Origin of the sequence: Mesorhizobium sp. B2-8-5, assembly GCF_006440675.2 — a bacterium.
Taxonomy (GTDB): Bacteria; Pseudomonadota; Alphaproteobacteria; order Rhizobiales; family Rhizobiaceae; genus Mesorhizobium.
Genome location: NZ_CP083951.1, coordinates 2,833,838 through 2,858,427, shown reverse-complemented (window position 1 = coordinate 2,858,427; position 24,590 = coordinate 2,833,838). Strand labels below are relative to the sequence as shown.

Sequence of the window (24,590 nt, the reverse complement as noted above, 5' to 3'; positions counted from 1 at the left end):
TGCCGGTGCATGGGTCATGCCTGGACCGTCACCTGGCCGCCCATCACCCTCGAGACGCAAGGCATCATGGCGGTTCCTTCGGCCCGCTCCGTTGCATCCAGAACGTGGTCGTTGTGGACGATCCTGCCGGTGCAGCCTTGCACCTTCAGCCGGCATTTGCCGCAAGCTCCGACGCGGCACATGGAATCGATTTCGACGCCTGCATCCTCCAGCGCTTCGAGCATCGACTGGTCGGAGGAAACCTCGATGACGCGCTCTTCCTTCTCGGGCAGCACCACCGAGAACGGTACGCCTCCCACCGCCGCCTTGAACCGTTCCGCGTGAAAACATGACGGGGGCCAGCCCACGGCGCCAGTTGCCTCGATCGCCGCGTCCATCATCCTCGGCGATCCGCAGACATAGGCATGGGTGCCTGCCTGCTGGCCAGCCAGCAGACCGGAAATATCGAGGCGCGTTCCCGCGGCGCTGTCGTGAACATGCACCTTCGGACCATAGCGGGCGCGAAGCGTCGCGACGAAGGGCGCGTCCTCGGCCGAGCGGACCGAATAATGCAGTTCGAAGTCCGCACGCACGCGATCGAGCTCGCGCGCCATGCTCAGAAACGGCGTGATCCCGATGCCGCTTGCAATCAGCAGATGGCGCCGTGCCAGCCGATCCACCGGGAAGAAGTTCAACGGCCGGCGAACGGTCAATTCGTCGCCGACGCGAAGGCCTTCATGGAGGAACCGCGAGCCGCCGCGCCCGTCGGGCTGCCGCAGCACCGAGATCGCGTAGCGGCCGCGATCATCGGGATCGCCGGTCAGCGAGTAGGCATTGCGGCGGATGCGCCCACCGGTGTCGAGCAGCAGCACAAGATGGGACCCGGGCGAAAAAGCCGGTAGATCGAGCCCCCGTGGATGCTCGAGGAAAAAGCTCTTCACACCCCCGGCGACGGTCTCGATACCGGCCAGCCTCAGCTTCAGGAATCCCTTGTCGGCGGGATCCATCACAGAGGCTCTCGCCGCAAGGCGGGCATGTTGGGATCCGAGGGATGGAGGACGACGGCCTGATAGGCGCCTATACGCCGCGAGTAGTGATCCCGCACGACCAATGTCACCTTGCAGCAAGCGCAGTCGAAGGCCCGGTGGGCAATGCCGTCATACACCGTCTTGCAATGTGCGCATTGAGCCCGCCGCGCGCCAGCGCCAACCAGTTCCGCAAGCAGAATGTCGGCGGCAAGGCCCCGGTCCCGCGCCAGCCGGCGCACGAGGGAGAGGAAGGGTTCACAACCCGCGACATAGAGCCTGCCCGCCGCCGGCATGGCATCCATTCGAGCCGAGAGCGCATCGGAAAAATCCGGTTCAGCGGCGTGCAGTTCAATGCCGGCTGTTGATGCCTTCAACGAGGGCCCGATCCGGTCCTCACGCCCCAGCATGTGAATGCGTATGGACCCGGCGCCGCCAGGACATGGCGTCGCGAGGAGACGCTCGACAGCGATTAGGCCCGCCTCGTCCGAAACCACGACGTGCTGCTGCGCGGCTCCCCAGGTCAGCGTGCCGTAGGCAGGCTTCGACGAACTGTCGGTACCGATGGTCAAGGGCGTGGCTCCAGCCGGTCGGTGTCGGGGCCGGCGCCTGGCGAAAGCGGTCGCCCGTCGTCGAACCGCGCAAGCCAGTCGACGCATTCGTGCCGGAAGTGGATGTTGGAAAACCGCGCAAGCCCGGGATCGAGGTCGCGCAGCACGCGGTGCAGACGCGCTGCCCATTTCGGCACCCGCGCCACGTCGCGCAACGACAGCAGATAGTTGCGCAGGACAAAGATGATCGCATTGCTGCGCGGCAGGCGATAGAGCTGCTGGAATTCGCTGCGCACGAAGATGTCGTCGGGCACCGTCTCTGCCGTGACGCCATCGATGTCGTGCTGCCAGACGATCTTGTTCTCCAGCGACTTGTCGAGACGCGGCCGCACGGCGTGCACCCAGGTAACCCGCCTTTGCGGCGCCTCGGCAGACAGCATCATCGTCATCCGCAACGCCTGGTCGATGACTCGGCTCTCCGCCGCCGCTCCGACCAGCGTTCCATGCCAGTCATGCCAGTTCATTCCCAGGATGAAATCAAACGACCAGCCGTATGAGGCGGTCACCATGCCGCCGTCCAGCCACAGCGTGCCCTGCCGCTGATCCATGAGCACGAAATCGCCCTGGGCCTGGCGGGTGATGTATTCGAACGCCTCGCAGGGAAGCGTTTCGGCGCGGCCAAAGACGAAATCCCGCCGCTCTCCCAGCAGGCGGTTCTCCCACCGGCAGTTCCTGTCCTCCCGCCGATAGGAGAAATACGCCGGAAAATCCCGCGCCAAAGCGCGCATGATGTAGTCCGTCGCTTCCCACTGCGCCTCTTCCATGTGGGGCATGATGTGATAGCGCGAGCGGTCGCGATCGAGCACGAATGCCCGTTCGGCAACCTCGTCCAGGTAGTGCTCATCGACATCGAAGAGCGACCTGTAGGCCGCGGTCGGCCCGTTTCGATCCTGCGGCTCGATACCCACCCCCTTCATCTCGAAACGGTCGGTGTCCAGGGGAAAGGGAAAGCGCAGAATGCCAGCGTCCGAGTTGCGGAACGTCATGTCGCCGCGAAAGACGTGGGGCGCAAGGTCGCCACTTGGCGGCGCGATGGACAAATTCATCTCTCCCCGCATGGCCTCGATCGGCGCAGGTCGTTTTCCGGCGGAAGGGTTGAGTCCCGGGCGCGGCATACCGCCGCTCGGGAATGCCCCATCTTGGCATTGAGGAGGTTCACCAGGTCAATCGTCCGAAAGGATGATTTTCCTCAAGCACGCGATCGCGACGGAAGATGTTGATTTGACCTTCGATCGAACGCAATCTTGCGGCTTGGAAACCGGATGCAGTCGAGGCGCAGAATGAGCGCGACCCAATTTGTCTTGGACGGCGAGGAGACCAGGCCGATCGTCGAACTGCTTCAGTTCGCCATGGACGCGACGCACATACCTTCTTCGATCTTCTACTGGATCGACGAGAGGATGCGCATGCAGATAGCGGCCTGCAGGGCTGTCGATCTCGATCGGCTCAACATCTACCAATCCAGCTTCTATGCACATGACCCGTGCAGTCCTGTGCGGATGATCAGCCGGCAGGCGCGCACCCAGACCTTGCAGCGCGCATGCTGCGAAAGCGAGGCCCTCGATTTGTACCGGCCGTATATGGCGCTCAGCGGGATCAAAGACGCATTGGAGATGGTTTTCTGGCATGAAGGCCGCGCGGTTGCCGGGCTAGGACTTGTGGCCAGGGATGACCAGGATTGCGTCTCGGCGGAAGCCTGGAAGCTGGCCCAGAGCATGCAGCGCTATGTCGAGGCCAGCCTTGCGCTGCATCCAAGGGTGATGCGCGATCGGGCCAGAAGAAGGCTCGCAAGGGAATTCCTGTTGTCGAAGCGGGAACTCGAGATCGCCGACCTGGTCGGCAAGGGCCTGACCAACCAGGAGATCGGCGAAGAACTGGCGATTTCCCTGCCCACGGTGAAGACCCATCTGCGGAGCCTGTTCGCAAAGCTCGATGTCGGGAACCGCACTTCGCTCGTCGCCGAAATGCGCAAAGCCGAAATGACTGGATAATCGCTGCGATCAGCGGGCGTCGGCCGCCGCCAAGATTGTCTCCACCCTGACCGAAGCGTCGACCTGTTGCCTATGGCTAAGGCTGTAGAGGCCTTCAACGCCACTTGCAACGCTTGGCAATTTTGCAATACGATATATCAAAATCAACTTCCGGATCGACGACATGACAGTTTCGGCAACGGCGAAGGCCGCCCATCCGTCTCTCAGCCCGCTCGACAAAGGCGTGCCGGGAACGATCTCGGAGGTTACGATTGAAGCCGTCGCGGACCAGCGATGGAGCCTGCTGCGGGAAGACATTCCGCTCCCGGCGGCCGTCATCAAACAGGATGCGCTCCGCCATAACCGCGAATGGATGAAATCCTTTCTCGAAGACAGCGGCATGGCTCTTGCCCCTCACGGCAAGACGACGATGTGCCCGGCACTTTTCGACATGCAGCTCGATGACGGCGCCTGGGCCATCACCGTCGCGACGGCGCATCAGCTCCAGGTCGCGCGCGCCTTCGGATATTCGCGGATCTTCTTCGCCAATCAGCTGATCGGCAAAAGCGCGATCGACTATGTCATGCGCGAACTGGCGAATGATCCGGCCTTCGAGTTCTTCTGCCTGGTGGACGACCTGTCGAATGTCGAAGCCCTGGCTTCTGCCGCCAGGGCAGCGACCCTTGGCCGTCCCATGAAAGTCCTGGTCGAGCTCGGCTATGTCGGCGGACGGACCGGATGCCGCACGGTCGAGCAGGCCATGACATTGGCGCGGGCGGTGCATGCGTCAGGCACCCTGGCGCTCGCCGGCATCGAAGGCTTCGAGGGGCTCATTCGAGGCTCGTCGAACACTGAAACCCTGGCGCAGGTGGAAAGCCTGCTCGGCACGATGGTCGAGCTTGCCGAAAGATGCGCTTCGCAGCAGTTGTTCGCCGAAGGCACGGTGCTGCTTTCGGCGGGAGGATCGTCCTTCTTCGACGTTGTCGCCACGCGGCTGTCTGCGGCCAGGCTCGACCGAGAGACGCGGATCCTGCTGCGCTCGGGCTGCTACATCACGCACGATTCGGTGCTCTACGTTCGCGCCATGGACGCGATGCGGGAGCGCAACAGCGCGCTCGCCGACTCGCATGGCGGTCTGGAACCCGCGCTCGAGGTGTGGGCCTACGTGCAGTCGCGGCCCGAAGCCGAAAAGGCAATCGTCGGCTTCGGCAAGCGGGATATCTCCTATGACGACCTGCCGGTGGCGCTGAGCTGGTACCGGCCGGATGGCGGCATGACGGCGCCTCGGCCGGTGCCGGCGGGGTATGTGGTGACCAGGCTGAACGACCAGCACTGCCACCTTTCGCTGCCGGCTAGTTCGCCGCTGCGGGTCGGCGACCTGATCGGCTTCGGCATCTCGCACCCATGCCTGACTTTCGACAAATGGCGGGTCATCCACCTTGTCGATCCGTCCTACCGGGTCACCGGATCGATCCGGACCTATTTCTGAAAACGCCGGCACTGGAACAAAGGCATCGCGATGAGCAGGAAAGAAAGCTCCAGGATCATACTGGTTACCGGCGCCGCGAGCGGCATCGGAGCGGCAACGGCAAAGCTTGCCGCCAGCGCCGGCCACAAGGTGATCCTGGCCGACATCAACGAAGCTGGAGCCCGCGCCGCGGCCGACGAGGTCGGCGCAAATGCATCCGCGAGCCGCCTCGATATCCGTTCGGAGGAAAACTGGAACGCGGTGCTCGATCGGGTCTGGGCGGAACACGGTCGGCTGGACGTCCTGATCAACAATGCGGCCATCGTCCATACCGGCTTTGCGGCCGATGTGCCGATCGAGAAGCACAGGCACACGCTCGACACCAATTTCATGGGCGCGGCCATCGGCATGCTGGCCGCGTTGCGGCGCTTCAAGGCGCAGGGTTCCGGCCACCTGATGACGGTCGCCAGCATGGTCGCCTTCCTGCCCTTCCCCGGCATAGCGAGCTACGCCGCGGCAAAGCACGCGCTGCGGGCCTTCCACCATGCCCTGGCTATCGAGGAACGTCACAGTCCCGTCCGCTTCACGATCGTCTATCCGACGGCGACCGAAACACCCATGCTGGAGCAGGAAGCTGAGGACGACGCCATGGCGCTTGCCTTCGCCGGCAATCCGGTCGCCGCCGAGCATGTCGCGCGGACCATTCTCGACGCCGTCGCGAAGAAGCCGGCCGAGGTTTACATTCCGCCTGAGCGCGGCGCCTTCGTGCGCCAGATCGGCGTAAAACCGCGCGCGCTGGCGAAGATGTACGAGCACAACGCGGCCATCGGCGCGGAAAAGCTCAAGGCCCGCCGCGCCGGAACATCCGCCTGAAAGCCTCGGCGGACCGGCTCAGCCCTTCGACCGAAGGCGCGACGTCAGTCTTTTCCTGGAGTTCGCCTCGGTCAGCTTGAGCTGCTCGAGAATGCGGTAGGAGCCCTCCCGCAGGTCTCTCACCACCAGTTCGCCCGCTTCCGACGGAGATCGGCGGGAAAGGGCATCGATGATCAGCAGATGCGGGTGCACGTCCGACCAAGCCTGACGGATGCTGGGATATTGGTGGGTCACGAAGGGGCCGGCGAGCAGCCAGAGATTCTCGATGACCCGAACCAGGACGTCGTTGTTCGAAGCCCGGTAGATCGTGAAATGGAATTCCTGGTTCGCCGAAAGAGCGGCTTTCCACTGTTCGGCGGCCTCCGCCTCGACGAAAGCCCGGTGCAGATCCTCCAGCCTGCGAATGTCATCCGCGGTGATGTTGACGGCGCTCAATTCCGCCGCGAGCCGTTCGAGCGGGGCGCGGGTCTCGCGAATGTTGATGTATCTGGGAATGGAGATGACCGGCACCCGGGCCTGGTAGCCCAGCTTCAGCTCGAGCGCGCCTTCGCGAACGAGCTGGCCGATAGCCTCCCGCACAGGCGTCGGCGACGTCTGATACATCAACGCCAGTTTTCGAATGTTCAACCTGGAGCCTGGTTCGTACTGCCCCGTCATCAAGGCCAGGCGCAGCCGGCCATAGATCCTTTCCGAGAGACTGTCCCGATTGAGCGCGAGGCCGTCGTCGGCTTCCTGTTCGTCCGGTTGGGTGGTCATGGTGCCTTGCTGGTTGTTCGCGACGGTGATCGTCCGGGCGCTCATTCGCGTGCTATTCTGGCATATACCATTTCAAAATCCACACAGCGACAAAACCAACCTCGACCCGATTGCCTGTTTTGCTATATCAAAATCATGGAATCGTAAGAGCTGAAGAGCACTCGGGCGGGAGAATGTCGACGAGATGCGACCGAGCGACTTCGAAGAACCCATCGAGCGACGCATCGATCTCGACCTGGCCATTGGCGAGAGCCCGGTCTGGGATGCCGGTCGCCGCCTGCTCTGGTTCGTCGATATCCTGGCGCCCTGCATCTACGCGCTCGATCCCCAGACGAACCATCTGACAACCTACCCGATGCCCTGCGCCGTCGGCAGCATCGGACTGGCCGCCGGCGGCCGGCTTGTGGTTGCGCTTCGCACCGGCGTCCATCTTTTCGATCCTGGGTCGCGGACGTTGGAGTTCCTGATCCACCCGGAGCCCGATATGGAGATGAACCGGCTGAACGACGGGAAGGTCGGCCCGGACGGATGTTTCTGGGTCGGCTCGATGCATGACAGCCAGCCCCGCGCGCCGACCGCCGCGCTCTACCGGGTGACGCCGACCGGGGAATGCACGCGGATATCGAGCGGGCTGAAGGTGTCGAACGGGCTGGCCTGGAGCCCCGACGGCAGGACCATGTACCACGCGGATTCGCGCGGAGCCTATGTGCAGGCCTACGACTTCGACCCGGATAACGGGAGCCTCTCCGGAGGACGACGGTTCGCGACATTCACGGAAAGCGACGGCTTGCCGGACGGTGCGGCGATCGATGCGGAAGGGCACTACTGGGTTGCGGGCGTGACGGCCGGCCGGATCACCAAATTCGCCCCGGACGGCCGGATCGCCGGCATATTCTCGCTGCCGACGCCGGCGCCGACCATGCCCTGTTTCGGCGGCAGCGACCTTAAGACACTCTTCATCACATCACTCCGCACGGACCGCCCGGGCAGACATCAGATGGGAACGCTGCTCTCCGTGAAGACGGACGTCGCCGGAATTCCGACGGGCGTTTTCGGCTGAGAGGATGCGCAGAGCGGTCAGCTTTCAGGCCGCGACACCGCCCAGGTAGGCGCTGACGACGGCGTCATTGTCCGCAAGATCGCTTCCCCGCCCTTCAAGCACTATACGTCCGCCCTTTAGAACGTAGCCGTAGTCCGCGAACTTCAATGCGACTTTGCTGTTCTGCTCCACCAGAAGGATCGTCACGCCCTCACGATTGAGGCGCTGCACGATGTTCATGACTTCCTTGATCAGCTGTGGCGCCAGCCCCATTGAAGGCTCGTCGAGCAGCAGCATCTGTGGGGCCGCCATGAGAGCTCTTCCGATCGCCAGCATCTGCTGCTCGCCGCCGGACAGGTTCCTTGCGTCGCCATTGTGCCTTCGCGCCAGGATCGGGAAGAGTTCGAACACATGATCCAGCCGCCGTCGCCGCTCTGCGTCGTCGCTCAGCGTGAACGAACCCAGGTCGAGATTCTCCCGGATCGTCATGTCGCCGAAAATGCGCCGTCCCTCGGGAACGTGAACAAGACCTCGGTGGGGCAACCGGTGGGCCGGGACCCTGGTTATGTCCTCACCCAGGAATCGGACGCTTCCCGAGGACGCAGCAATGAGACCGGACAGCGTTCGCAATGTCGTGCTTTTGCCGGAGCCGTTCGCGCCGAGCAGTGCCACGATCTGGCCGCGCCTTATCGAGAGGCTGACGCCATGAAGCGCCTCGATGCTGCCGTAGCGCGCGACGATCCGGTCGGCCGCAAGGACAATATCCGTGTCCATCAATCCTCCGTGCCGAGATAGGCTTCGATGACTTTCGGATCGGCGCGCACGGCCTCTGGCGTGCCATCGGCGATCTTCTGGCCATAGTCGAAGACAACGATCCTTTCCGACACCTGCATGACAAGGCCCATATCGTGCTCGATCAAAAGCACGGTGACGCCGGTCTCGTCGCGAACACGGCGGATCAAATGCACGAGATCGAGCTTCTCGCGCTCGTTCAGCCCGGCAGCGGGCTCATCGAGCAGGATGATCTCGGGCGCCGAGGCCAAGGCCCTTGCAAGTTCAAGCCGTCGCTGGTCGCCGTAGGAGAGCCCGCCGGCCAGACGATGCGTATGTTCAGCGATGCCGACGAAGTCGAGCCAGCGCATTCCCGCCGCGCGTATCATATTCTCCTCCCGCCGTTGCGACGGCAGGTGAAGGATTGCCGAGACGATGCCGTGGCGGCTGCGGCAATGCTGGCCGGACATGGCATTTTCCAGAACCGACATCTCCTTGAACAAGCGGATGTTCTGGAAAGTGCGGGCAAGGCCGAGCGCTGTGATGCGGTGCGGCGGCAAGCCCGTGATCGGCCGGCCGGCCAGTCGGATCGACCCACCCTTTGGTTTGTAGAAGCCGGTCAGGCAATTGAAGAGGGACGTCTTGCCCGCGCCATTCGGCCCGATGAGGCTGTTGATGGCGCCCTTCTCCACCGAGAACGAAATATCCTGCAGGACCTTCAGCCCTCCGAAGCTGAGGCGCAGATCGCGGACTTCCAGCAAGGCCATGGTCAACCCCGCTTGTCCGGCCACAGGCCGTTCGGCCTGAAGAGCATGATTGCCAGCAGCGCCACAGCCGTGACCAGCGGACGATAGGTACCCGCTCCGCGCAGCACCTCCGGCAGCAGGGCCACGAGAATCGCACCCAGGACGACACCGGGGATGCGGCCCATGCCGCCCAGGACGACGCCTAAAAGGATCAGAAGCGACTGGTTGAAGGTAAAGCTTTCCGGCGAAATCGCGGTCATCTTCGCGGCGTAGAGACACCCGGCCACCGACGCGATCACGGCCCCCATCATATAGGCTTGCAACTTGGCCGACACGCGATTGATGCCGATACCTGCGGCGGCGTCCTCGTCATAACGGACATAGAACCAGGCACGTCCCATGCGCGACCGCTCGACGCTCAGGCAGACGAAAACGGCAAGCAGCGCGAGCGTCAGGAACGCATAGTAGAAGTGCTGCACCTGCATCAGCTTGAAGCCCAGTATCTCCGGCCGCTCGATACCGACGAGGCCGCTGGCGCCGCCGGTGATATCGAGGTTGCGGGCAATGATGCGCACGATTTCGCCGAAGCCCAGGGTCACGATCGCCAGATAGTCGCTGCGCAGCCTCAAGGTCGGCGCGCCGATGATGACACCGGCCAGACAGGCAGCCGCCATGGCGACGGGAATCGTGAGCCAGAAGTTGAAGCCGAATTCCGAGGTCAGGATGCCGGTCGTATAGGCGCCGACAGCAAAGAAGGCCGCGTAGCCGAGGTCAAGCAGGCCCGCATAGCCGACGACGATGTTGAGACCGAGGCACAACACGACATAGAGCAACGCTGTGGTTGCCACCTCAGTCACATAGGCATTGGCGAAGTGCGGCAGCACCAGCGCGCAGCCAAGCGCGGCGAGAGCCGGCAGCAAATGCGAGCGCCGCACCAATGGCGGCTGCGCGGCGGCGGGCAAGGTCCTGGCTCCGTCGCTCATCACACCCGCTCCACAACCGAGCGTCCGAGCAGGCCCGTCGGCTTGAAGACCAGGAACAGGATCAGCGCGCCGAACACGAAGACGTCGCGCCATTCCGATCCGACGAAGGGCAAGGATGACCCGTAGGCCTCGAGAAGGCCGAGCAGCAAGCCGCCAAGCATGGCGCCCGGCACACTGCCGATGCCGCCGATGACGGCCGCGGTGAACGCTTTGAGCCCCATGATGAAGCCCATGAAGAAATGGACGCTGCCATAGTAGGCGCCCGCCATGACGCCGCCGCCAGCCGCGAGTGCCGATCCCATGAAGAAGGTCAGCGCGATCACCCGATCGACATCGATGCCCATCAGGCGGCTGGCCCCCATGTCGATCGACACGGCGCGCATCGCCTTGCCGTACATGGTGCGCGAGACAAAGGCCTGCATGCCAGCCATCAGCAGGATCGAGGCGGCGACAAGCACGATCTGTGTGTAGGTGATGTGCACAGCCGAAACGTCCAGGCCCGCAAAACCGAGGTCGGTGCTGAATGCGAAATGCCGCCCGCCGGTCAGCGCAAGCGCGGTGCCATTCAGCACCATCGAGGCGCCGAGCGCGGTGATCAGGATCGACAGGCGCGGCGCGTTGCGCATCGGCCGGTAGGCGAAGCGCTCGATGACGACGCCGAGCAACCCTACGGCCAGCATCGAAACCAGCAAGGCGCAGACGACGCCCGCCCAGCCATTGCCGACCCACACGCCGACGAAGGAAAACACGATGAGGCCGACGAAGGCGCCGCTCATATAGATATCGCCATGGGCGAAATTCAGGAGCTTGATGACGCCGAAGACCATGCTGTAGCCGAGCGCGATCAGGGCGTAGAACGAGCCGACAATCAGGCCGTTCACCAGTTGCTGAATGACTAGGTCGAGCGTCATTGATGCTCCGGTGCTGGGATTGAAGAAATCGAGCCTTGGCGAAGCATCGATCGCCCGCCACATAGCCGCAAAAACAGGAATGATGCCGAGGCTGGCAAAAAAGGCCGCCCCGGCATCAGCATGTTTCGTCGGTTACTCGGCGGCGACCCACTTGCTGCCCTTGGCGACGACCGGGCGGAAATTCGACGTCTGCAGGGTGTTCTTGTCGGTGAACTTGATTTCGCCGGCCAGACCCTTGAAGTCGCTTGCTTTCAGCGCCTCGATGATTGCCTTCTGGTCGGCAGATTTTGCTCGTGCGATGGCGTCTACGATCAGGTCGCCGACATCATGGGAAAGGGCCGCGTAGGCGCCGGCGTCGCGGCCATAGGTCTCCTTGTACTTGGCCTTGAAATCGGCAGCGCCGGAGAGGAGATCGACGGTTGGCGGGGACAGCAGAAACACGCCCTCGCCGGCCGAGCCGGCGATCTCCAGATATTCCGGCGAATTGTTGCCGTCGCCGAGAACGATGCCGCCCTGGAAGCCTGCCTGCCGAAGCTGCTTGGTGAGAAGCGCGCCGCCGGCATGATAGGCGGTCCAGAAGACGGCATCCGCGCCGCTTGATTTGACCTTGGTGACGACCGCCGAATAGTCCTGCTCGCCGGCGGTGGTGGTTTCCTTGGCGGCGATCTCGCCACCCGCGTTCTTGAAGGCTTCGGCGGTGAGCTTTGCCAGGTCGGAGGAATAGGCGTCGCCTTCGTCGATGACGGCGATCTTCTTGTAGCCGTTCTTCTTGAAGAGTTCGACGGCGGTGGTCGCCTGCATGTCGCCGGTCGAGTTGGCGAGGAAGGCGTTGCCCTGGTTGGCGGCGACCAGCTTGGTCGAATTCGCGCCGATGATGACGAACGGAACGCCGGCATCGCCGTAGATCTTCAACGTCGGCAACACGGCGCCCGAGCAGTAGCCGCCGACGATTGCCGTCACGCCTTCCGATATCAGCTTGCTGCCGGCGGTTACCGCCTGCTGCGGATCGCAGGCGTCGTCGGCAGTGGTTGTGGTGATCTTGTCGCCGTTGATGCCGCCCTTGGCATTGGCGGCATCGATCGCCATCTTCACCGCGTTTTCCATGTCCTGCCCTTCGCTGGCCAACTGGCCTGTCATCGGCGCGACGATGCCGATCTTGATGTCGGCGGCGGCGGCGGCGGCGGTCATGGCCAGCCCGGCAAGGGCGGTGGCGCAGGCAAGCCTCTTGAAGGAAACAACCATCATTCTCTCCATTTTCCCCTGTTGGCGCATCCGGGTCGTGGCCCGGAATGCATTCTGCTTGATTGTCGCCGAGCCGCTCTGCGCGGATCAGCCAGATTGCGCTCCTCCTTCAGAGGCGGAGCGGCAATGTTTGCAATCGCCAGCCGGCCTGCGATCGAGGCCCTGGCGTCAGGCTCTGCAACTCAATGGCTGCTGGCCGGAGCCTGGGCATAGGCACCCTGGTAGCGGTTCTCCTTGATGCTCTGCATGATGCCGGCTTCGCGCGCTTCCTGCGCCTTGACGGCTGCCAGCAAGGCCGTGGCGCCCTCGAGCGGAAACGCCACGACGCCGTCCTCGTCGCCCACGACGATGTCGCCGGGACCGACGACCATTCCGCCCACCGAGACCGGAACATTGATCGCCCCGGGACCGTCCTTGTAGGGGCCGAGGTGGATGGCCGATCGCGCGAAGCAGGGAAATGGATTGCGGCCGATGGCGCCGGCATCGCGGATGGCTCCGTCGATGACGATGCCGGCGGCGCCGCGTGAGGCAGCGAGGCTTGTCATGATCTCGCCGACGAGTGCCCGTCCTTCGTAACCGCCGCCATCGACGACAATGACATCGCCCGGCTGTACCAGGTCGAGCGCGCGGTGGATGAACTGGTTATCGCCGGGGCGCGTCCTCACTGTCAGCGCCCGCCCAACCATGATGCCGCTGATCTTGTGGAACGGTCGCAACCCGACGGCGCCGGGCACCCGGGCGAGATTGTCGCTGATCAACGGCGTGGCAAAGACGCGGAACGCGTCGACCAGTTCACCTTCCCGCTGCCCGCCTGTCATTTTCGTCCTCCAATTGTGAATATATTATCCAATCATCATTTGGAGAGCAAAGTCAACCGGCTTGCTTAGGCTGTCCGAAAAAGCCGATTCCCCTGCAATTCCGCGCTGGAAGCCGCTTTCGACCTGCCGCACCGGGCTTGCCATTAGCTCGCGCCTGGCGATAGATTGGATAACATATCCTCATTGGCATCAAAAAAGGAATCGGCTGTGAAGCATGCGGGCAAAGTCGTGATCATCACAGGGGCGGCGCAAGGCCTGGGCCTCGCCTGCGCCGAGCGCTTTCATGCCGACGGCGCCAATGTCGTGCTCGTGGATGTGAAGGCCGACCGCGGCCGCGAGCATGCGCAACGTCTCGGCGAGCGCGCCGTCTGGCTCGAAGCGGATCTTTCCGCGTGCACGGCGGACATGGCGGCCGGCGTCATCGCCGAGGCTACCGACGCCTTTGGCGGAGTCGACGTCTTGATCAACAATGCCGGTGTGATCCACCTCGATGATTTCGTCGACTTCCCCGAGGAAGCCTTCGATTGGGTTCAGCGCGTCAATCTCAAGGCGCCGTTCCTTCTCGGTCAGGCGGCGGCACGAGCCATGATCGCTCAAAGGCGCGGCGGCTCGATCATCAACATGTCGTCGATCAATGCCATCCTGGCCATTCCCAATTCCGTCGCCTACGCGGTGTCAAAGGGCGGCATCAAGCAGCTGACGGCGGTGATGGCGGTCGGGCTCATCCCGCACAACATCCGCGTCAACGCCATCGGACCGGGAACGATCATGACCGACATGGTCAGGAGCTCGGTCATGGCCAGCGAGGCGCAGCGGCAGACCATCCTGTCGCGAACGCCGAGCGGGCGCTGCGGCGAGCCGTCGGAGATCGCCAGCGTTGCTTCGTTCCTGGCCAGCGACGATGCCTCCTACATCGTGGGCCAGACTATTTATCCAGATGGCGGCCGCCTGATCCTGAACTACACCGTGCCGGTGAAGGACTGACCGTTCATGACCATTGGGCCAGCGCCGCGCATCAGCCTTGCGGGATCAGGCGCGCTGCTCCTCGATGGCGCGCAGGCAAGGTTCGACGACGCCATTCAAGAGTTGGTTTGGGCCGTGGCGGAAGCTGCACGAGGCCTCGACGGCGTGCGCGAGACGATCCCCGGCATGAACAACCTGCTGGTGCTGTTCGACCCGCTCGTCACGGATGCATCGAGTCTCGGCGAGCAACTGCAATCACTTTGGGCCGGCACCGATCCACAAGCGGCCGCCGGCAGCTTGCACAGGATTCCCGTGCATTACGGCGGCTCGCGCGGCGAAGACCTCGCTAGCTGGGCCGCGCATTGCGCGTTGTCGCTGGAAGAGACAGTCAATCGTCATGCGGCCGCGACCTATTCCGTGGCCGCTATCGGGGCCATGCCGGGCTTTCCTTATTTGTCCGGTCTCGACCCGCGGCTCAGCTGGCCACGGCGCAAGAACCCCCGCCTGAAAGTGGCCGAAGGTGCCGTCATCATCGGCGGCGCGCAGGCAGGCATCATGCCGATGACCGCGCCGTCGGGGTGGCACATTATCGGCCACACCGACGTGAGGCTCTTCGATATTCAGGCGCAATCGCCGGTGCTGCTGAGGCCTGGAGACAAGGTCCAATTCGAGATTGCGGGCATCGAGCAATGATCGAAATCCTGTCCACCGGTCTTCCGAACACTGTCCAGGACCTCGGCCGCCCAGGCTATCTGGCGCTCGGGATCAGCCATGGCGGCGCCATGGACAGCCAAGCGCTGACGATCGCCAATTTCATGCTGGGCAACGACCGATCGGCCGCGGGGCTGGAGATCGCGCTCTATCCGTTCCGGCTCAAGGCACATGTCGACACCGCGTTGGCCATCACCGGAGCCGACTGCCCGATCCGTATCGATGATCGGCGGTATCCGCCCTGGTGGGCAACCACTATCCGCGCGGGCGAGACGCTTCTGGTGGAAGTGCCTCGCGCAGGCGCGCGTTCTTATATCGCCTTCGCCGGCGGGCTCGACCTGCCATCCGTCATGGGCTCGCGCGCGACGGATGTGAAAGGCGGTTTCGGCGGGCTTGCCGGGCGCGGCCTTGCGCGCGGCGACCAGCTCCAGCTCAACAGCGCGGTGTGCCCGCTTCCCTCGGCAGGCGTTGGCGTGGCACTGGAGGAGCGGCAAATCACCGGCAACGCTACCGACTCTGCGATCGAATTGAGGGTGCTTCCCGCCGCCGAGTTCGACGCTTTCACGGCGCAGGCGCAGGCGGCCTTCACCAGCAGCGAATGGAAGATCACCAGCGAAGCCAACCGCATGGGCTATCGCTTGTCCGGAGAAACGCTCTCGCTAACCTCACCCCTGGAATTGCTTTCGCATGGCATCGTGCCGGGCACCGTTCAAGTGCCGCCATCCGGCCAGCCGATCGTCCAGCTGGCCGATGCCAACACATGCGGCGGCTACCCGAAGATCGCAACCGTGATCGAAGCTGATCTCTGGCGGCTCGCGCAAGCGCCGGTCGGCGCGCGCTTGCGTTTTGTGCCAGTATCGATCGAAGCGGCGACCCAAGCACTGCGTATTGCCAGGCAGCAGCTTGACGCGCTTGCGGGCGCGCGAAACATCAGGCCGGGCTGCCCTCGACCGGCGTGACGGCCGGTTGCAACCAAAAAAGCCGCAACGACAGCGATTTTCGCTTCAAACCCATAGCGCCGAGCGAACATGTCCATGGATATCCACCTCTTCACGATTCGGATTGCCCAGGCCGAAATCGACGACCTGATGCGACGCATCGCAAGCTGGCGCGAGCCGGACCAACTGGAGGGTATCGGCTGGGCCCAGGGAACCGAGCGTGAGGAGTTGCGGCGACTTCTCGAACACTGGAGCTCGGGCTTCGACTGGCGCAGACAGGAAGACGCCTGGAACAAGCTTCCTCACTACCAGACGGAAATCGGCGGCCAGACCATTCATTTCATCCATGTCCGCACCGCAGTTCCAACCGCCAGAGCGATCATTCTCACTCATGGCTGGCCGGGCAGCTTTTGCGAATTCATCAGGCTTTTGCCGCTCCTGTCCGATCCGCTTGCCAATGGCGGGAGAGAGCAGGACGCATTCAACGTCGTGATCCCTTCGATCCCCGGATACGGCTTTTCGAGCCGCCCGACCAAGGCCGGCCTCAACCTGTTTGCCGTCGCCGATCTCTGGGCGGAACTGATGAGCCGCCTGGGCTATGAGCGCTATCTGGCGCAGGGCGGTGACCTCGGCGCCAGCGTGTCGACGATCCTGGCGCACGCGCATCCCGGCAATCTCGCCGGCGTGCATCTGAATTTCATTCCCGGCTCGTATTCGCCCCCGCATGACCCTGGTTCCGGCGGCGACCTCACCGCCGAAGAACGCATCTTCCTAGGCGAGAAAGCCCGGTGGGCGGATCTTGACGGCGCCTACAGCCACATTCAGGGAACCCGCCCCCAGACCCTTGCCTATGGGCTCACCGATTCGCCCGTGGGACTGGCGGCATGGATGATCGAAAAGTTCCGCGACTGGAGCGACTGCGACGGCAATCTGGACAACGCCGCATTTTCTCGCGACGAAATCCTCGCCAACATCTCGCTCTACTGGTTCACGCGAACCGTTGCCTCCTCCATGCGTCTCTATTGGGAGACTCGCGCTTGGCCGTTGGCATTCCCGCATGGTACGGAGATCGAGGTTCCGCTCGCGGTAGCGCTGTTTCCGAAGGAATTGCCGATGCCGCCAAGAAGCTGGGTCGAACGGGTTTTTCGTAATGTGCGCCGGTGGACAACAATGCCGTGCGGCGGGCATTTTGCAGCCTTCGAGCAACCCGGCCTGCTCGCGCAGGATCTGAGAGCCTTCGCGAGCGAGCTGCAATTTTCCTGACCTGCGGGCGCATGCTCCGCAGGCAAATCCCGAAGGCCAGAATGAGCAGCACAACAGCCCTCACCATCGAAGCCCTGCATGAGCGCGTCGAGGCGATTTTCAGCAAGGCCGGACTTAACCCTGCCCAGGCCGGCGCCATCACGCGCGCCATCGTCGCCGGAGAGCGCGACGCCTGCAAGTCGCACGGCATCTATCGCATCGAAGGCGCGCTGCGCACGGTCAAGGCCGGAAAGGCCGAGCCGAAGGCGGTGCCTGAATTGCTGCCGGCGGACGCTCGGGCAATCGTGAAAGTGGACGCGAGAGGCGGCTTCGCCAATCCCGCCTTCGAACTGGGCCTGCCTGTCCTGGTCGAGCGCGCGCGCACAACCGGCATCGCGGCGCTGGCGATCAACAACGCGGTTCATTTTTCGTCCCTCTGGGTCGAGGTCGAGGCACTGGCCGGAGCCGGTCTTGCCGGCCTCGCCATGTGTCCAAGCTACGCGACGGTCGCGCCGACGGGAGGCTCAAGCCCCTTGCTTGGCACCAATCCCTTCGCCTTCGGCTGGCCGCGCCAGGGTCATCCGCCTTATGTCTTCGACTTTGCAACTTCAGTCGCGGCGCGCGGCGAAATCGAGCTCCATCGTCGCGCCGGGAAACAATTGCCGGAAGGCTGGGCGATCGATTCGGACGGCAGGCCGACGACCGACCCCGAAGCGGCGCTTGCCGGCGCGATGCTTTCCTTCGGCGGGCATAAGGGCTCGGCCATCGGCACCATGATCGAGCTGCTCGCCGGTGCCATGCTCGGCGACCTGACGAGCCGCGAGGCCCTCGATCTGCTTGGCACGACGACGCTCTATCCGAAGCATGGCGAACTGGTCATCGCCCTGTCGCCGGAAGCTTTCGCCGCTGGCCGCCCCGGAAGTCCTTTCTCCCGAGCAGAAGCGGTGTTCGAGGCGATCCTCGGTCAGGGCGCGCGCCTGCCTTCGCAGAGGCGGTTCCTAGCTCGTGAGAAGTCGAAACGCGACGGCATCAGCCTCACGCCGCAGGAGATGGAGCAACTCGATCGTTTCCTAGAACGGGGACTCGATGCTGCCTGAAACACCCGGCGCGGGCGCTGTGAGCCATGAGCCCGGACGCAGCCGACCCCTCAGGGCGTTGCAGCGAACGCCTTCACCCTGACCCCGCTCGCCTCCAGGCCAGCCCGCACGCGGGCGGCTATGGCAACGGCCGCCGGGGTATCGCTATGGACGCAAATCGAGTCGATCGATGTCTTCAGCAATTGGCCGGAAATCGACTCGATGGCGCCCTGCCTGACCATGCGCACGACTCGCTCCGCTGCCTTCCCGGCGTCGTGGATGACGGCGCCCTCCAGCTTGCGCGAGACAAGAAACCCCTCCTGCGTATAGGCGCGATCGGCGAAGATCTCCGACTTGACGGTCAGGCCCGCCTCGCGCGCGATCCTGTCCTGGAAGCCGAGCGCGATCGCCAGGCAGATCAGGGTGGGATCGACGGCCTTGACGGCGCGCGTGACGGCTTCGGCGACCGCGCGATCGGTCTGGGTCAGATTGCCCAGCGCGCCATGCGCCTTCACATAACGGATCGGGTGTCCGGCATAGACCGAAAGCGCCTGCGCCGCGCCGATCTGATATGCGACCAGCCTTTCGATCTCGTCCGCCGAATGCGGAATGGTGCGCCGTCCGAACCCCCACAGATCGGCGAAGCTTGGATGCGCGCCGACGGCAACGCCCTTCGCCCGCGCCATGGAAAAGGTGGCCGCCATGATCTCCGGGTCGCCGGCGTGGAAACCGCAGGCGACATTGGCCGAGCTCACGATATCGAGGATCGCCGCGTCGTCGCCCAGCCTGTAAGCGCCAAAGCCTTCGCCCATGTCCGAATTGATATCGACTTCAAGTCCGCTTCCCGTCATGGCGACTTCCTCAGAATTCATGTCACAGCAACTCGTAGAGCGGTGTGCCGTAGCCGACGACCGCGCCGTCCTCGGCCAAGCCAACCCCCAGCTTGCCGTCCGCCGGCGAAACCACGGCCTTGAGGCATGCGCCGATCTGCAGGATACCGACGGTCTCGCCCTTACGGACCGTCTGGCCGCGTTCGATGACCGGATGGCCGGTCGTCGGATGAACGAGACGGAACACTCCCACGCCCGGCGCGCGAACAGTCGTCGCGACCGCCTCGGCCTTCAGCGCCTCGCTCGCCGCCGCGCGGGACCCGGGACCGGCTGACTGGATACGCAGACAAAGTGAAAAGCCGGCCTCCGCCAGTTCGATCTCACTGACACCCGCGGCCGCACACCATGCGGCAAGTCTCTCGATCTCGTCGACCGTCATCGCTGCGTTCGTCCGTCGAGCAGGCCGCCCTCGATCAAGCGTTCCAGGTGGTGGATGTCGAAACCTCCGGCCGCAAAACCTGGCTCCTCCATCAATATGCCGTGCAGCGGCGCGTTGGTGGCGATGCCAACCGCCTCCATCTCGGCCAGCGCCCCCTTCATCCTGCGGATCGCTTCGGCTCGCGTCGCGCCATGCGCGAGCAGCTTGGCCACCAGGGAATCGTAGTGGGACGGCACGGTGTAACCGGAGTAGAGATGCGACTCGACCCGTATCCCCGGGCCGCCCGGCGGCGTCCAGCGCTCGACCCGTCCCGGATGCGGCCGGAAGCTGTAAGGGTCCTCGGCGTTGATGCGGCATTCGACGGCGTGGCCCTGGATGCGGATGTCTTCCTGCTTGAAGGACAGACGCTCGCCCTGGGCGATCCGGATCTGCTCGCGAACGATGTCGATGCCGGTGATGAGTTCGGTGACGGGATGCTCCACCTGCACGCGGGTGTTCATCTCGATGAAATAAAAGCGCCCGTCCTCGTAGAGGAACTCGAACGTGCCCGCCCCGGTATAGCCGATCTCAAGGCAGGCGCGGGCGCAAAGATCGCCGATCCCGGCGATCGCCTCGCGAGCGATGCCGGGCGCCGGCGCTTCCTCAACGATCTTCTGGTGGCGGCGCTGCATGGAGCAGTCCCGCTCGCCAAGCCATACAGCCGCGCCATGCCGGTCGGCCAGAATCTGGATCTCGACATGGCGCGGATGTTCGAGGAATTTTTCCAGATAGACCTGCGGGTTGCCGAAGGCTCGTCCGGCTTCCTCTCGTGCCAGCGCCACGGCTTCCATCAACGCGCCTTGCTCGCGCACGATGCGCATGCCGCGCCCGCCGCCACCACCGGCCGCCTTGACGATGACCGGATAACCTATGGTTTCGGCGATCACCCGCACCACTTGCTCGTCTTGCGGCAACGCGCCTTCCGAGCCCGGAACGCAGGGCACGCCGGCAATGATCATCGCCTGCTTGGCCGCCACCTTGTCGCCCATGGTCCGGATCGCGGCCGCGGACGGCCCGATGAAGACAAGACCGGCATTTTCAATTGCCTCGGCGAAGGCCGAATTTTCCGACAGAAACCCGTAGCCGGGATGGACCGCGCCCGCGCCGGTGAGTTGCGCGGCTATGATGATCTCCGCGATATTGAGATAACTGTCGGCCGAAGCTGCCGGACCGATGCAGATCGCTTTGTCAGCCAGCGCCACGTGGCGAAGGCTCGCATCGGCCTCCGAATAGGCCGCTACCGTCTTCAGTCCGAGATCGCGGCAGGCGCGCAGGATGCGCAGCGCGATTTCACCCCGGTTGGCGATAAGGACGGTATCGAACATGGCGCTCAACCCGCCTCTTCCAGGACGAACAGCACGTCGCCGGACTGCACGGCGGCATGGTCTTCAAATGCGACCTCGACAATCCTGCCGGCGCGATCGGCTTCCACGACGTTGAATGTCTTCATGGCTTCGAGGACACCGATCTTTTGCCCCTCCTCGACCACGTCGCCCGCCGAGACGAGCGGCGGCTCCCCCTCGCCGGCGGAGCGATAGAACACGCCCGTCAGCGGCGCGCGGATCGAATGCCGCGGAATGGTCGCGGCGGCGGGGCTGGCGCCCGAAGCAGCGGGCGCGCCAAAAGCCGGCGCGGGCTGCGGCAAAGACCCGGACGGCAATGCGGGTGGCGACGCTTGCTTGGCGATGCGGACGCGAAATCCGTCGCGCTCGATCTGCAACTCGCCAATGGGTGAGCGCGAGACCACATCGATAAGTTCTCGGACGAGGTTCAGATCCATGCCGCGCTACCGCATGGCTTCGACTGCCTCGGCGATACGCCCGATCGCCTTCTCGATCAGGTCCATCGACGTGGCTATGGAGATGCGGAAATGCAGCGACAGGCCGTAGGCCGAGCCTTGCACCACCGCGACCCGCGCCTGATCGAGCAGGTAAAGCGAAAGATCGTCATCGCTGCCGACAACGGAGCCGTCCGGACGCCGGCGGCCGATCAGGGCCGAGCAGTTGGGATAGAGATAAAAGGCCCCTTCAGGCGTCTGGCAGGTAAGGCCAGGGATTGCGCGCAGCAGTTCCAGTGCGCGATCGCGGCGGGCCTGGAACTCGAGCGCGCGTGGGCGCAGGAAATCCTGCGGGCCGTCCAGCGCGGCTATGGTCGCGGCCTGCGAGATGGATGACGGGTTTGACGTGCTCTGACTCTGCACGGTCGCCATGGCGCGGATCAGTGGTTCCGGCCCGCCGGCATAGCCGATCCGCCAGCCTGTCATGGCATAGGCTTTCGACACGCCGTTGACCGTCAGCGTACGCTCCTTCAGCCGCGGCTCGACGCCGGCGATCGTCTGGAAGGGACGCCCATCGAACAGGATGTGCTCGTAGATGTCGTCGGTCAGCACATGAACATGCGGATGGTCGAACAGCACTGCCGCCAAGGCAGCAAGCTCGTCACGGCTATAGACTGCGCCCGTCGGGTTGGACGGGGTGTTCACGAGCAGCCATTTCGTGCGCCCGGTGATGGCTGCCCGTAAAGCGGACGGTGTGAGCTTGAAGCCAAGCTCCTCGCCGCAGGGAACGACCACGGGCTTGCCTTCCCCCAGAAGCACGATGTCGGTGTAGGAAACCCAGTAAGGGGCGGGAACGATCACCTCGTCGCCCGGCGCCAGCGTTGCCAGCAGGGCGTTGTAGATGATCTGCTTTGCACCGCCGGCGACGGTAATCTCCGACGGCCTGTAGTCGAGGCCGTTCTCGCGCCTGAACTTGTCGGCCACCGCTTTCTTCAGCGCCGCCGTTCCATCCACTGCCGTATAGCGAGTCTCTCCCCTGCGCATCGCCGCGTAGGCCGCCTCGACGACATGCGAGGGTGTCGGAAAATCCGGCTCTCCGGCGCTCAGGCTGATGACGTCAATGCCGGCGGCGCGCATGTCGATCGCTCGAGCCGTCACCGCCATGCTCGGACTTGGCTTGATGACGTCAAGACGGGGAGCGATGAGGCCCACTGAACACTCCTGGGATGCTGCACGATCCAGCTGGCAGCGGATGTGTGAATTGGATAATGTATTCTTATTTTCTCGTCAAACCCCTTTTTCTTGCCATTGGGCTGGGTTATGAGTGCCGTTAAAGGCTTGTTGGCGGAGAAAAGTATCCAATCTTTGCCCATGGCCATGACATTTGAGACAAGGGAACGCGACCGGAATGAGCGCAAATTACGATGTGGTGATCGTCGGCGGAGGCGTCGTCGGCAGCTCGATCGCCTATTTCCTCTCCGCCAATCCGGATTTCGATGGCAGTATCGCCGTCATCGAGCGGGACCCCTATTACACCGCCTCTTCTTCTTCGTTGTCGACCAGCGCCATACGCCAGCAGTTCGGCACCCAGCCGAATATCGCCATGTCGAAATTCAGCCTCGACTTTCTGCGTGAGGCGGGCACTCGACTTGCGGTCGGTGACGAGCCGGCGGACATCGGACTTCACGAGCCTGGCTATCTTGTGCTGGCGACGCCGGAGCGGGCCGAGGCGCAGCGTGCCAAGAACCGCGTTCAGCGCGACATGGGTGTCGATATCGAGCTGATCGAGCAGGCCGATCTGGCGGGGCGCTTCCCTTGGCTCAATACGGAAGATCTGGCGCTCGGCTCATTTGGCCGCGGCTGCGAAGGCTGGTTCGACGGACCTGGCCTGATGCAGGCTTTCCGCCGCAAGGCACGCACCCAGAAGGTCGACTATCGTGCCGCGACCGTGACCGGACTGACCATGGCTTCCCGAAGCAAGGTCGACGACGTGGTGCTGGACAATGGCGAACGGATTTCCGCCGGCACGGTCATCAACGCAGCCGGTCCGTGGAGCGCGGGCATTGCACGGATGGCCGGCACGGATCTCCCGGTCGTGCCCAGCAAGCGATGCGTCTTCGTCTTCGAAAGCCCGGCGCGGATCGACAACTGCCCCTTCGTCTTCGACGTCAGCGGCTTCTGGCTGCGGCCGGAGGGTCAGCTCTTTCTGTGCGGCATTCCACCCGTGCGCGAGAACGATCCGGACGATTTCGGGCTGGAGGTCGATTACGATCTGTTCGAGGAGCTGATCTGGCCGGCGCTGGCGCATCGCGTGCCCGGCTTCGAACAATTGCGCATGCTGCGTGCTTGGGCAGGCCTCTATGAGTACAACACCTTTGACCACAGCGGCATCATCGGGCTCCATCCGGAGATCTCGAACTTCGTGCTGGCCACCGGCTTCAGCGGCCACGGCATGATGCACGCCGCAGCAACCGGTTCCGGCGTGAGCGACCTCATTGCCTATGGCGAATACCGTTCAATCGATCTCTCGGCCTTCCGCTACGAGCGTATCGCCAACAACCAACCGATCGAGGAACATGTCTATTGAGGGCGACGGGCCTTCGGAGTGACAACAACCTATACGCAGTGCTATGCGTCCGTTTCTTCAATCAAAAAAGCGCCGCACGCGAACAGAGGCGCCGTCGCCCTAGGCTGATCCATGCTCGTACAGAAGAAAACCATATCGACCCAGGTTGCCGACGCCATCAGGCAGAAGATCCTGGTCGGCGAATACGAGGCAAATGCCCAGTTGCGGCAGGAGCACCTGGCGACCGAATTCGGCGTCAGCCGGATACCCGTGCGCGAGGCGCTGCATCAGCTTCATTCGGAAGGGTTCGTCACGCTCGTCTCCCACAAGGGAGCAGTGGTTTCCTCGATTTCGCTCGACGAAATCCTCGAGCTTTATGAATTGCGGGCCAGGATCGAGACCTGGCTGCTCGCCCTTGCCATCCCGAGAATGAGCGAGGCCGACCTCGCTTTGGCGCGGGACCGTGCCAGACAGCACCAGGAGCAGGGCAAGACCGGCGAATATTCCAACCAGCTGAACTGGAACTTCCACGCAACCCTTTACGCGCCGTCCGGCCGCAAGGCCACGATCGAACTCGTCGGGCGCATCTACCAGCAGCTGGAACGCTATACGCGCATGATGGTGACGCTGACCGAGATCCAGGTGCAATCCGACCGCGACCACTGGCAGCTCATCGAGTTGTGCGAGGCCAAGGACACGCTGCGCGCCGTCAGCCTGCTGGAAATGCATATCATCACCAGCGGCAAATTCCTGGTCGACCGACTTCAGGAATTGCGGGGCAGTTGACCGAGCAGCCGTCCCCCGCCGGATATTCTCC

General features: G+C 63.7%; 26 protein-coding genes. 11 read left to right on the top strand and 15 right to left on the bottom strand.

What is annotated here, in order from left to right:
* Positions 1-14 precede the first annotated feature (14 nt).
* Genes FJ430_RS13965 through FJ430_RS13955 form a run of 3 tightly spaced genes read right to left on the bottom strand, consistent with a single transcriptional unit; the run spans position 15 to position 2,661 of the window.
* The gene (locus tag FJ430_RS13965) at positions 15-986 is read right to left on the bottom strand and encodes a PDR/VanB family oxidoreductase (protein ID WP_140707847.1); all 972 of its coding nucleotides are present in this window, start codon (positions 984-986) and stop codon (positions 15-17) included.
* On the bottom strand, positions 986-1,576 hold the full coding sequence (locus FJ430_RS13960) for a dimethylamine monooxygenase subunit DmmA family protein (protein WP_140707849.1): 591 nt from the start codon (positions 1,574-1,576) through the stop codon (positions 986-988). The genes FJ430_RS13965 and FJ430_RS13960 overlap by 1 nt, the downstream gene beginning before the upstream one ends.
* Positions 1,573-2,661, bottom strand: coding sequence for a heme-dependent oxidative N-demethylase family protein (locus FJ430_RS13955; protein WP_226892189.1), 1,089 nt, complete (start codon positions 2,659-2,661; stop codon positions 1,573-1,575). The genes FJ430_RS13960 and FJ430_RS13955 overlap by 4 nt, the downstream gene beginning before the upstream one ends.
* Before the next feature lie 360 nt (positions 2,662-3,021).
* Between FJ430_RS13955 and FJ430_RS13950 the strand changes: the two genes are divergently transcribed.
* The 3 genes from FJ430_RS13950 (at position 3,022) to FJ430_RS13940 (ending at position 5,926) form a co-directional block, all read left to right on the top strand.
* A complete protein-coding gene (locus tag FJ430_RS13950) occupies positions 3,022-3,606 on the top strand; it encodes a helix-turn-helix transcriptional regulator (protein WP_226892188.1) in 585 nt (194 codons plus the stop codon).
* A 163-nt stretch (positions 3,607-3,769) separates the two neighbouring features.
* Positions 3,770-5,074 carry an amino acid deaminase gene (locus FJ430_RS13945; RefSeq protein ID WP_140707853.1) on the top strand — a complete coding sequence of 435 codons (1,305 nt, stop codon included), beginning with the start codon at positions 3,770-3,772 and terminating at the stop codon, positions 5,072-5,074.
* 30 nt (positions 5,075-5,104) lie between these two features.
* Complete coding sequence (locus tag FJ430_RS13940) at positions 5,105-5,926, top strand: SDR family NAD(P)-dependent oxidoreductase (protein ID WP_140707855.1); 822 nt, start codon at positions 5,105-5,107, stop codon at positions 5,924-5,926.
* A gap of 18 nt (positions 5,927-5,944) precedes the next feature.
* On the opposite strand, the gene FJ430_RS13935 is transcribed toward FJ430_RS13940, so the two are convergent.
* Positions 5,945-6,727 carry a GntR family transcriptional regulator gene (locus FJ430_RS13935; protein ID WP_140707857.1) on the bottom strand — a complete coding sequence of 261 codons (783 nt, stop codon included), beginning with the start codon at positions 6,725-6,727 and terminating at the stop codon, positions 5,945-5,947.
* A 139-nt stretch (positions 6,728-6,866) separates the two neighbouring features.
* Here FJ430_RS13935 and FJ430_RS13930 point away from each other — a divergent pair, with 139 nt between their 5' ends.
* Positions 6,867-7,742, top strand: a complete 876-nt coding sequence (locus FJ430_RS13930) for an SMP-30/gluconolactonase/LRE family protein (RefSeq protein WP_140707859.1) — start codon at positions 6,867-6,869, stop codon at positions 7,740-7,742.
* A gap of 24 nt (positions 7,743-7,766) precedes the next feature.
* Here the strand turns inward: FJ430_RS13930 and FJ430_RS13925 are convergent, their stop codons facing one another.
* From FJ430_RS13925 to FJ430_RS13900, 6 genes are all read right to left on the bottom strand, one after another.
* Positions 7,767-8,495: an ABC transporter ATP-binding protein gene (locus FJ430_RS13925; RefSeq protein ID WP_140707861.1), complete on the bottom strand. Its 729-nt coding sequence runs from the start codon at positions 8,493-8,495 to the stop codon at positions 7,767-7,769.
* A complete protein-coding gene (locus FJ430_RS13920) occupies positions 8,495-9,259 on the bottom strand; it encodes an ABC transporter ATP-binding protein (protein WP_140707863.1) in 765 nt (254 codons plus the stop codon). The genes FJ430_RS13925 and FJ430_RS13920 overlap by 1 nt, the downstream gene beginning before the upstream one ends.
* Before the next feature lie 2 nt (positions 9,260-9,261).
* Entirely contained in the window at positions 9,262-10,200 is a 939-nt protein-coding gene (locus FJ430_RS13915) for a branched-chain amino acid ABC transporter permease (RefSeq protein WP_226892187.1), read from the bottom strand.
* 20 nt (positions 10,201-10,220) lie between these two features.
* Positions 10,221-11,132 (bottom strand): branched-chain amino acid ABC transporter permease, encoded by a 912-nt coding sequence (locus FJ430_RS13910; RefSeq protein ID WP_140707867.1) that lies wholly within the window; start codon positions 11,130-11,132, stop codon positions 10,221-10,223.
* Positions 11,133-11,264: 132 nt separating this feature from the next.
* The gene (locus FJ430_RS13905; RefSeq protein ID WP_226892186.1) at positions 11,265-12,374 is read right to left on the bottom strand and encodes a branched-chain amino acid ABC transporter substrate-binding protein; all 1,110 of its coding nucleotides are present in this window, start codon (positions 12,372-12,374) and stop codon (positions 11,265-11,267) included.
* Between the two features lie 182 nt (positions 12,375-12,556).
* Positions 12,557-13,192, bottom strand: a complete 636-nt coding sequence (locus tag FJ430_RS13900; RefSeq protein WP_140707871.1) for an RraA family protein — start codon at positions 13,190-13,192, stop codon at positions 12,557-12,559.
* Between the two features lie 207 nt (positions 13,193-13,399).
* Between FJ430_RS13900 and FJ430_RS13895 the strand changes: the two genes are divergently transcribed.
* The 5 genes from FJ430_RS13895 to FJ430_RS13875 all read left to right on the top strand — a co-directional run bounded on the left by FJ430_RS13895 (position 13,400) and on the right by FJ430_RS13875 (position 18,143).
* Positions 13,400-14,176 carry an SDR family NAD(P)-dependent oxidoreductase gene (locus FJ430_RS13895; RefSeq protein ID WP_181175498.1) on the top strand — a complete coding sequence of 259 codons (777 nt, stop codon included), beginning with the start codon at positions 13,400-13,402 and terminating at the stop codon, positions 14,174-14,176.
* Positions 14,177-14,182: 6 nt separating this feature from the next.
* On the top strand, positions 14,183-14,848 hold the full coding sequence (gene pxpB, locus FJ430_RS13890) for a 5-oxoprolinase subunit PxpB (protein WP_140707873.1): 666 nt from the start codon (positions 14,183-14,185) through the stop codon (positions 14,846-14,848).
* Positions 14,845-15,825 (top strand): biotin-dependent carboxyltransferase family protein, encoded by a 981-nt coding sequence (locus tag FJ430_RS13885; RefSeq protein WP_140707875.1) that lies wholly within the window; start codon positions 14,845-14,847, stop codon positions 15,823-15,825. The genes pxpB and FJ430_RS13885 overlap by 4 nt, the downstream gene beginning before the upstream one ends.
* A 75-nt stretch (positions 15,826-15,900) precedes the next feature.
* Positions 15,901-17,067 carry an epoxide hydrolase family protein gene (locus FJ430_RS13880; protein ID WP_140707877.1) on the top strand — a complete coding sequence of 389 codons (1,167 nt, stop codon included), beginning with the start codon at positions 15,901-15,903 and terminating at the stop codon, positions 17,065-17,067.
* A gap of 41 nt (positions 17,068-17,108) precedes the next feature.
* Complete coding sequence (locus tag FJ430_RS13875; protein WP_140707879.1) at positions 17,109-18,143, top strand: Ldh family oxidoreductase; 1,035 nt, start codon at positions 17,109-17,111, stop codon at positions 18,141-18,143.
* A gap of 50 nt (positions 18,144-18,193) precedes the next feature.
* Here FJ430_RS13875 and FJ430_RS13870 read toward each other — a convergent pair whose 3' ends face one another.
* From FJ430_RS13870 to FJ430_RS13850, 5 genes are read right to left on the bottom strand one after another with little or no spacing between them, the layout of a single operon-like run.
* Positions 18,194-18,973, bottom strand: coding sequence for a LamB/YcsF family protein (locus FJ430_RS13870; RefSeq protein WP_140707881.1), 780 nt, complete (start codon positions 18,971-18,973; stop codon positions 18,194-18,196).
* A 22-nt stretch (positions 18,974-18,995) separates the two neighbouring features.
* Entirely contained in the window at positions 18,996-19,391 is a 396-nt protein-coding gene (locus tag FJ430_RS13865; protein WP_140707883.1) for a biotin attachment protein, read from the bottom strand.
* Positions 19,388-20,755, bottom strand: coding sequence for an acetyl-CoA carboxylase biotin carboxylase subunit (gene accC, locus FJ430_RS13860; protein WP_140707885.1), 1,368 nt, complete (start codon positions 20,753-20,755; stop codon positions 19,388-19,390). The genes FJ430_RS13865 and accC overlap by 4 nt, the downstream gene beginning before the upstream one ends.
* Positions 20,756-20,760: 5 nt before the next feature.
* Positions 20,761-21,210, bottom strand: coding sequence for an acetyl-CoA carboxylase biotin carboxyl carrier protein (locus tag FJ430_RS13855; protein WP_140707887.1), 450 nt, complete (start codon positions 21,208-21,210; stop codon positions 20,761-20,763).
* A 6-nt stretch (positions 21,211-21,216) separates the two neighbouring features.
* Positions 21,217-22,419 carry a pyridoxal phosphate-dependent aminotransferase gene (locus tag FJ430_RS13850; RefSeq protein ID WP_140707889.1) on the bottom strand — a complete coding sequence of 401 codons (1,203 nt, stop codon included), beginning with the start codon at positions 22,417-22,419 and terminating at the stop codon, positions 21,217-21,219.
* A gap of 196 nt (positions 22,420-22,615) precedes the next feature.
* Between FJ430_RS13850 and FJ430_RS13845 the strand changes: the two genes are divergently transcribed.
* Positions 22,616-23,794 carry an NAD(P)/FAD-dependent oxidoreductase gene (locus tag FJ430_RS13845; RefSeq protein ID WP_140707891.1) on the top strand — a complete coding sequence of 393 codons (1,179 nt, stop codon included), beginning with the start codon at positions 22,616-22,618 and terminating at the stop codon, positions 23,792-23,794.
* Between the two features lie 111 nt (positions 23,795-23,905).
* Positions 23,906-24,559: a GntR family transcriptional regulator gene (locus FJ430_RS13840; RefSeq protein ID WP_140677668.1), complete on the top strand. Its 654-nt coding sequence runs from the start codon at positions 23,906-23,908 to the stop codon at positions 24,557-24,559.
* The last annotated feature ends 31 nt before the right edge of the window (positions 24,560-24,590 follow it).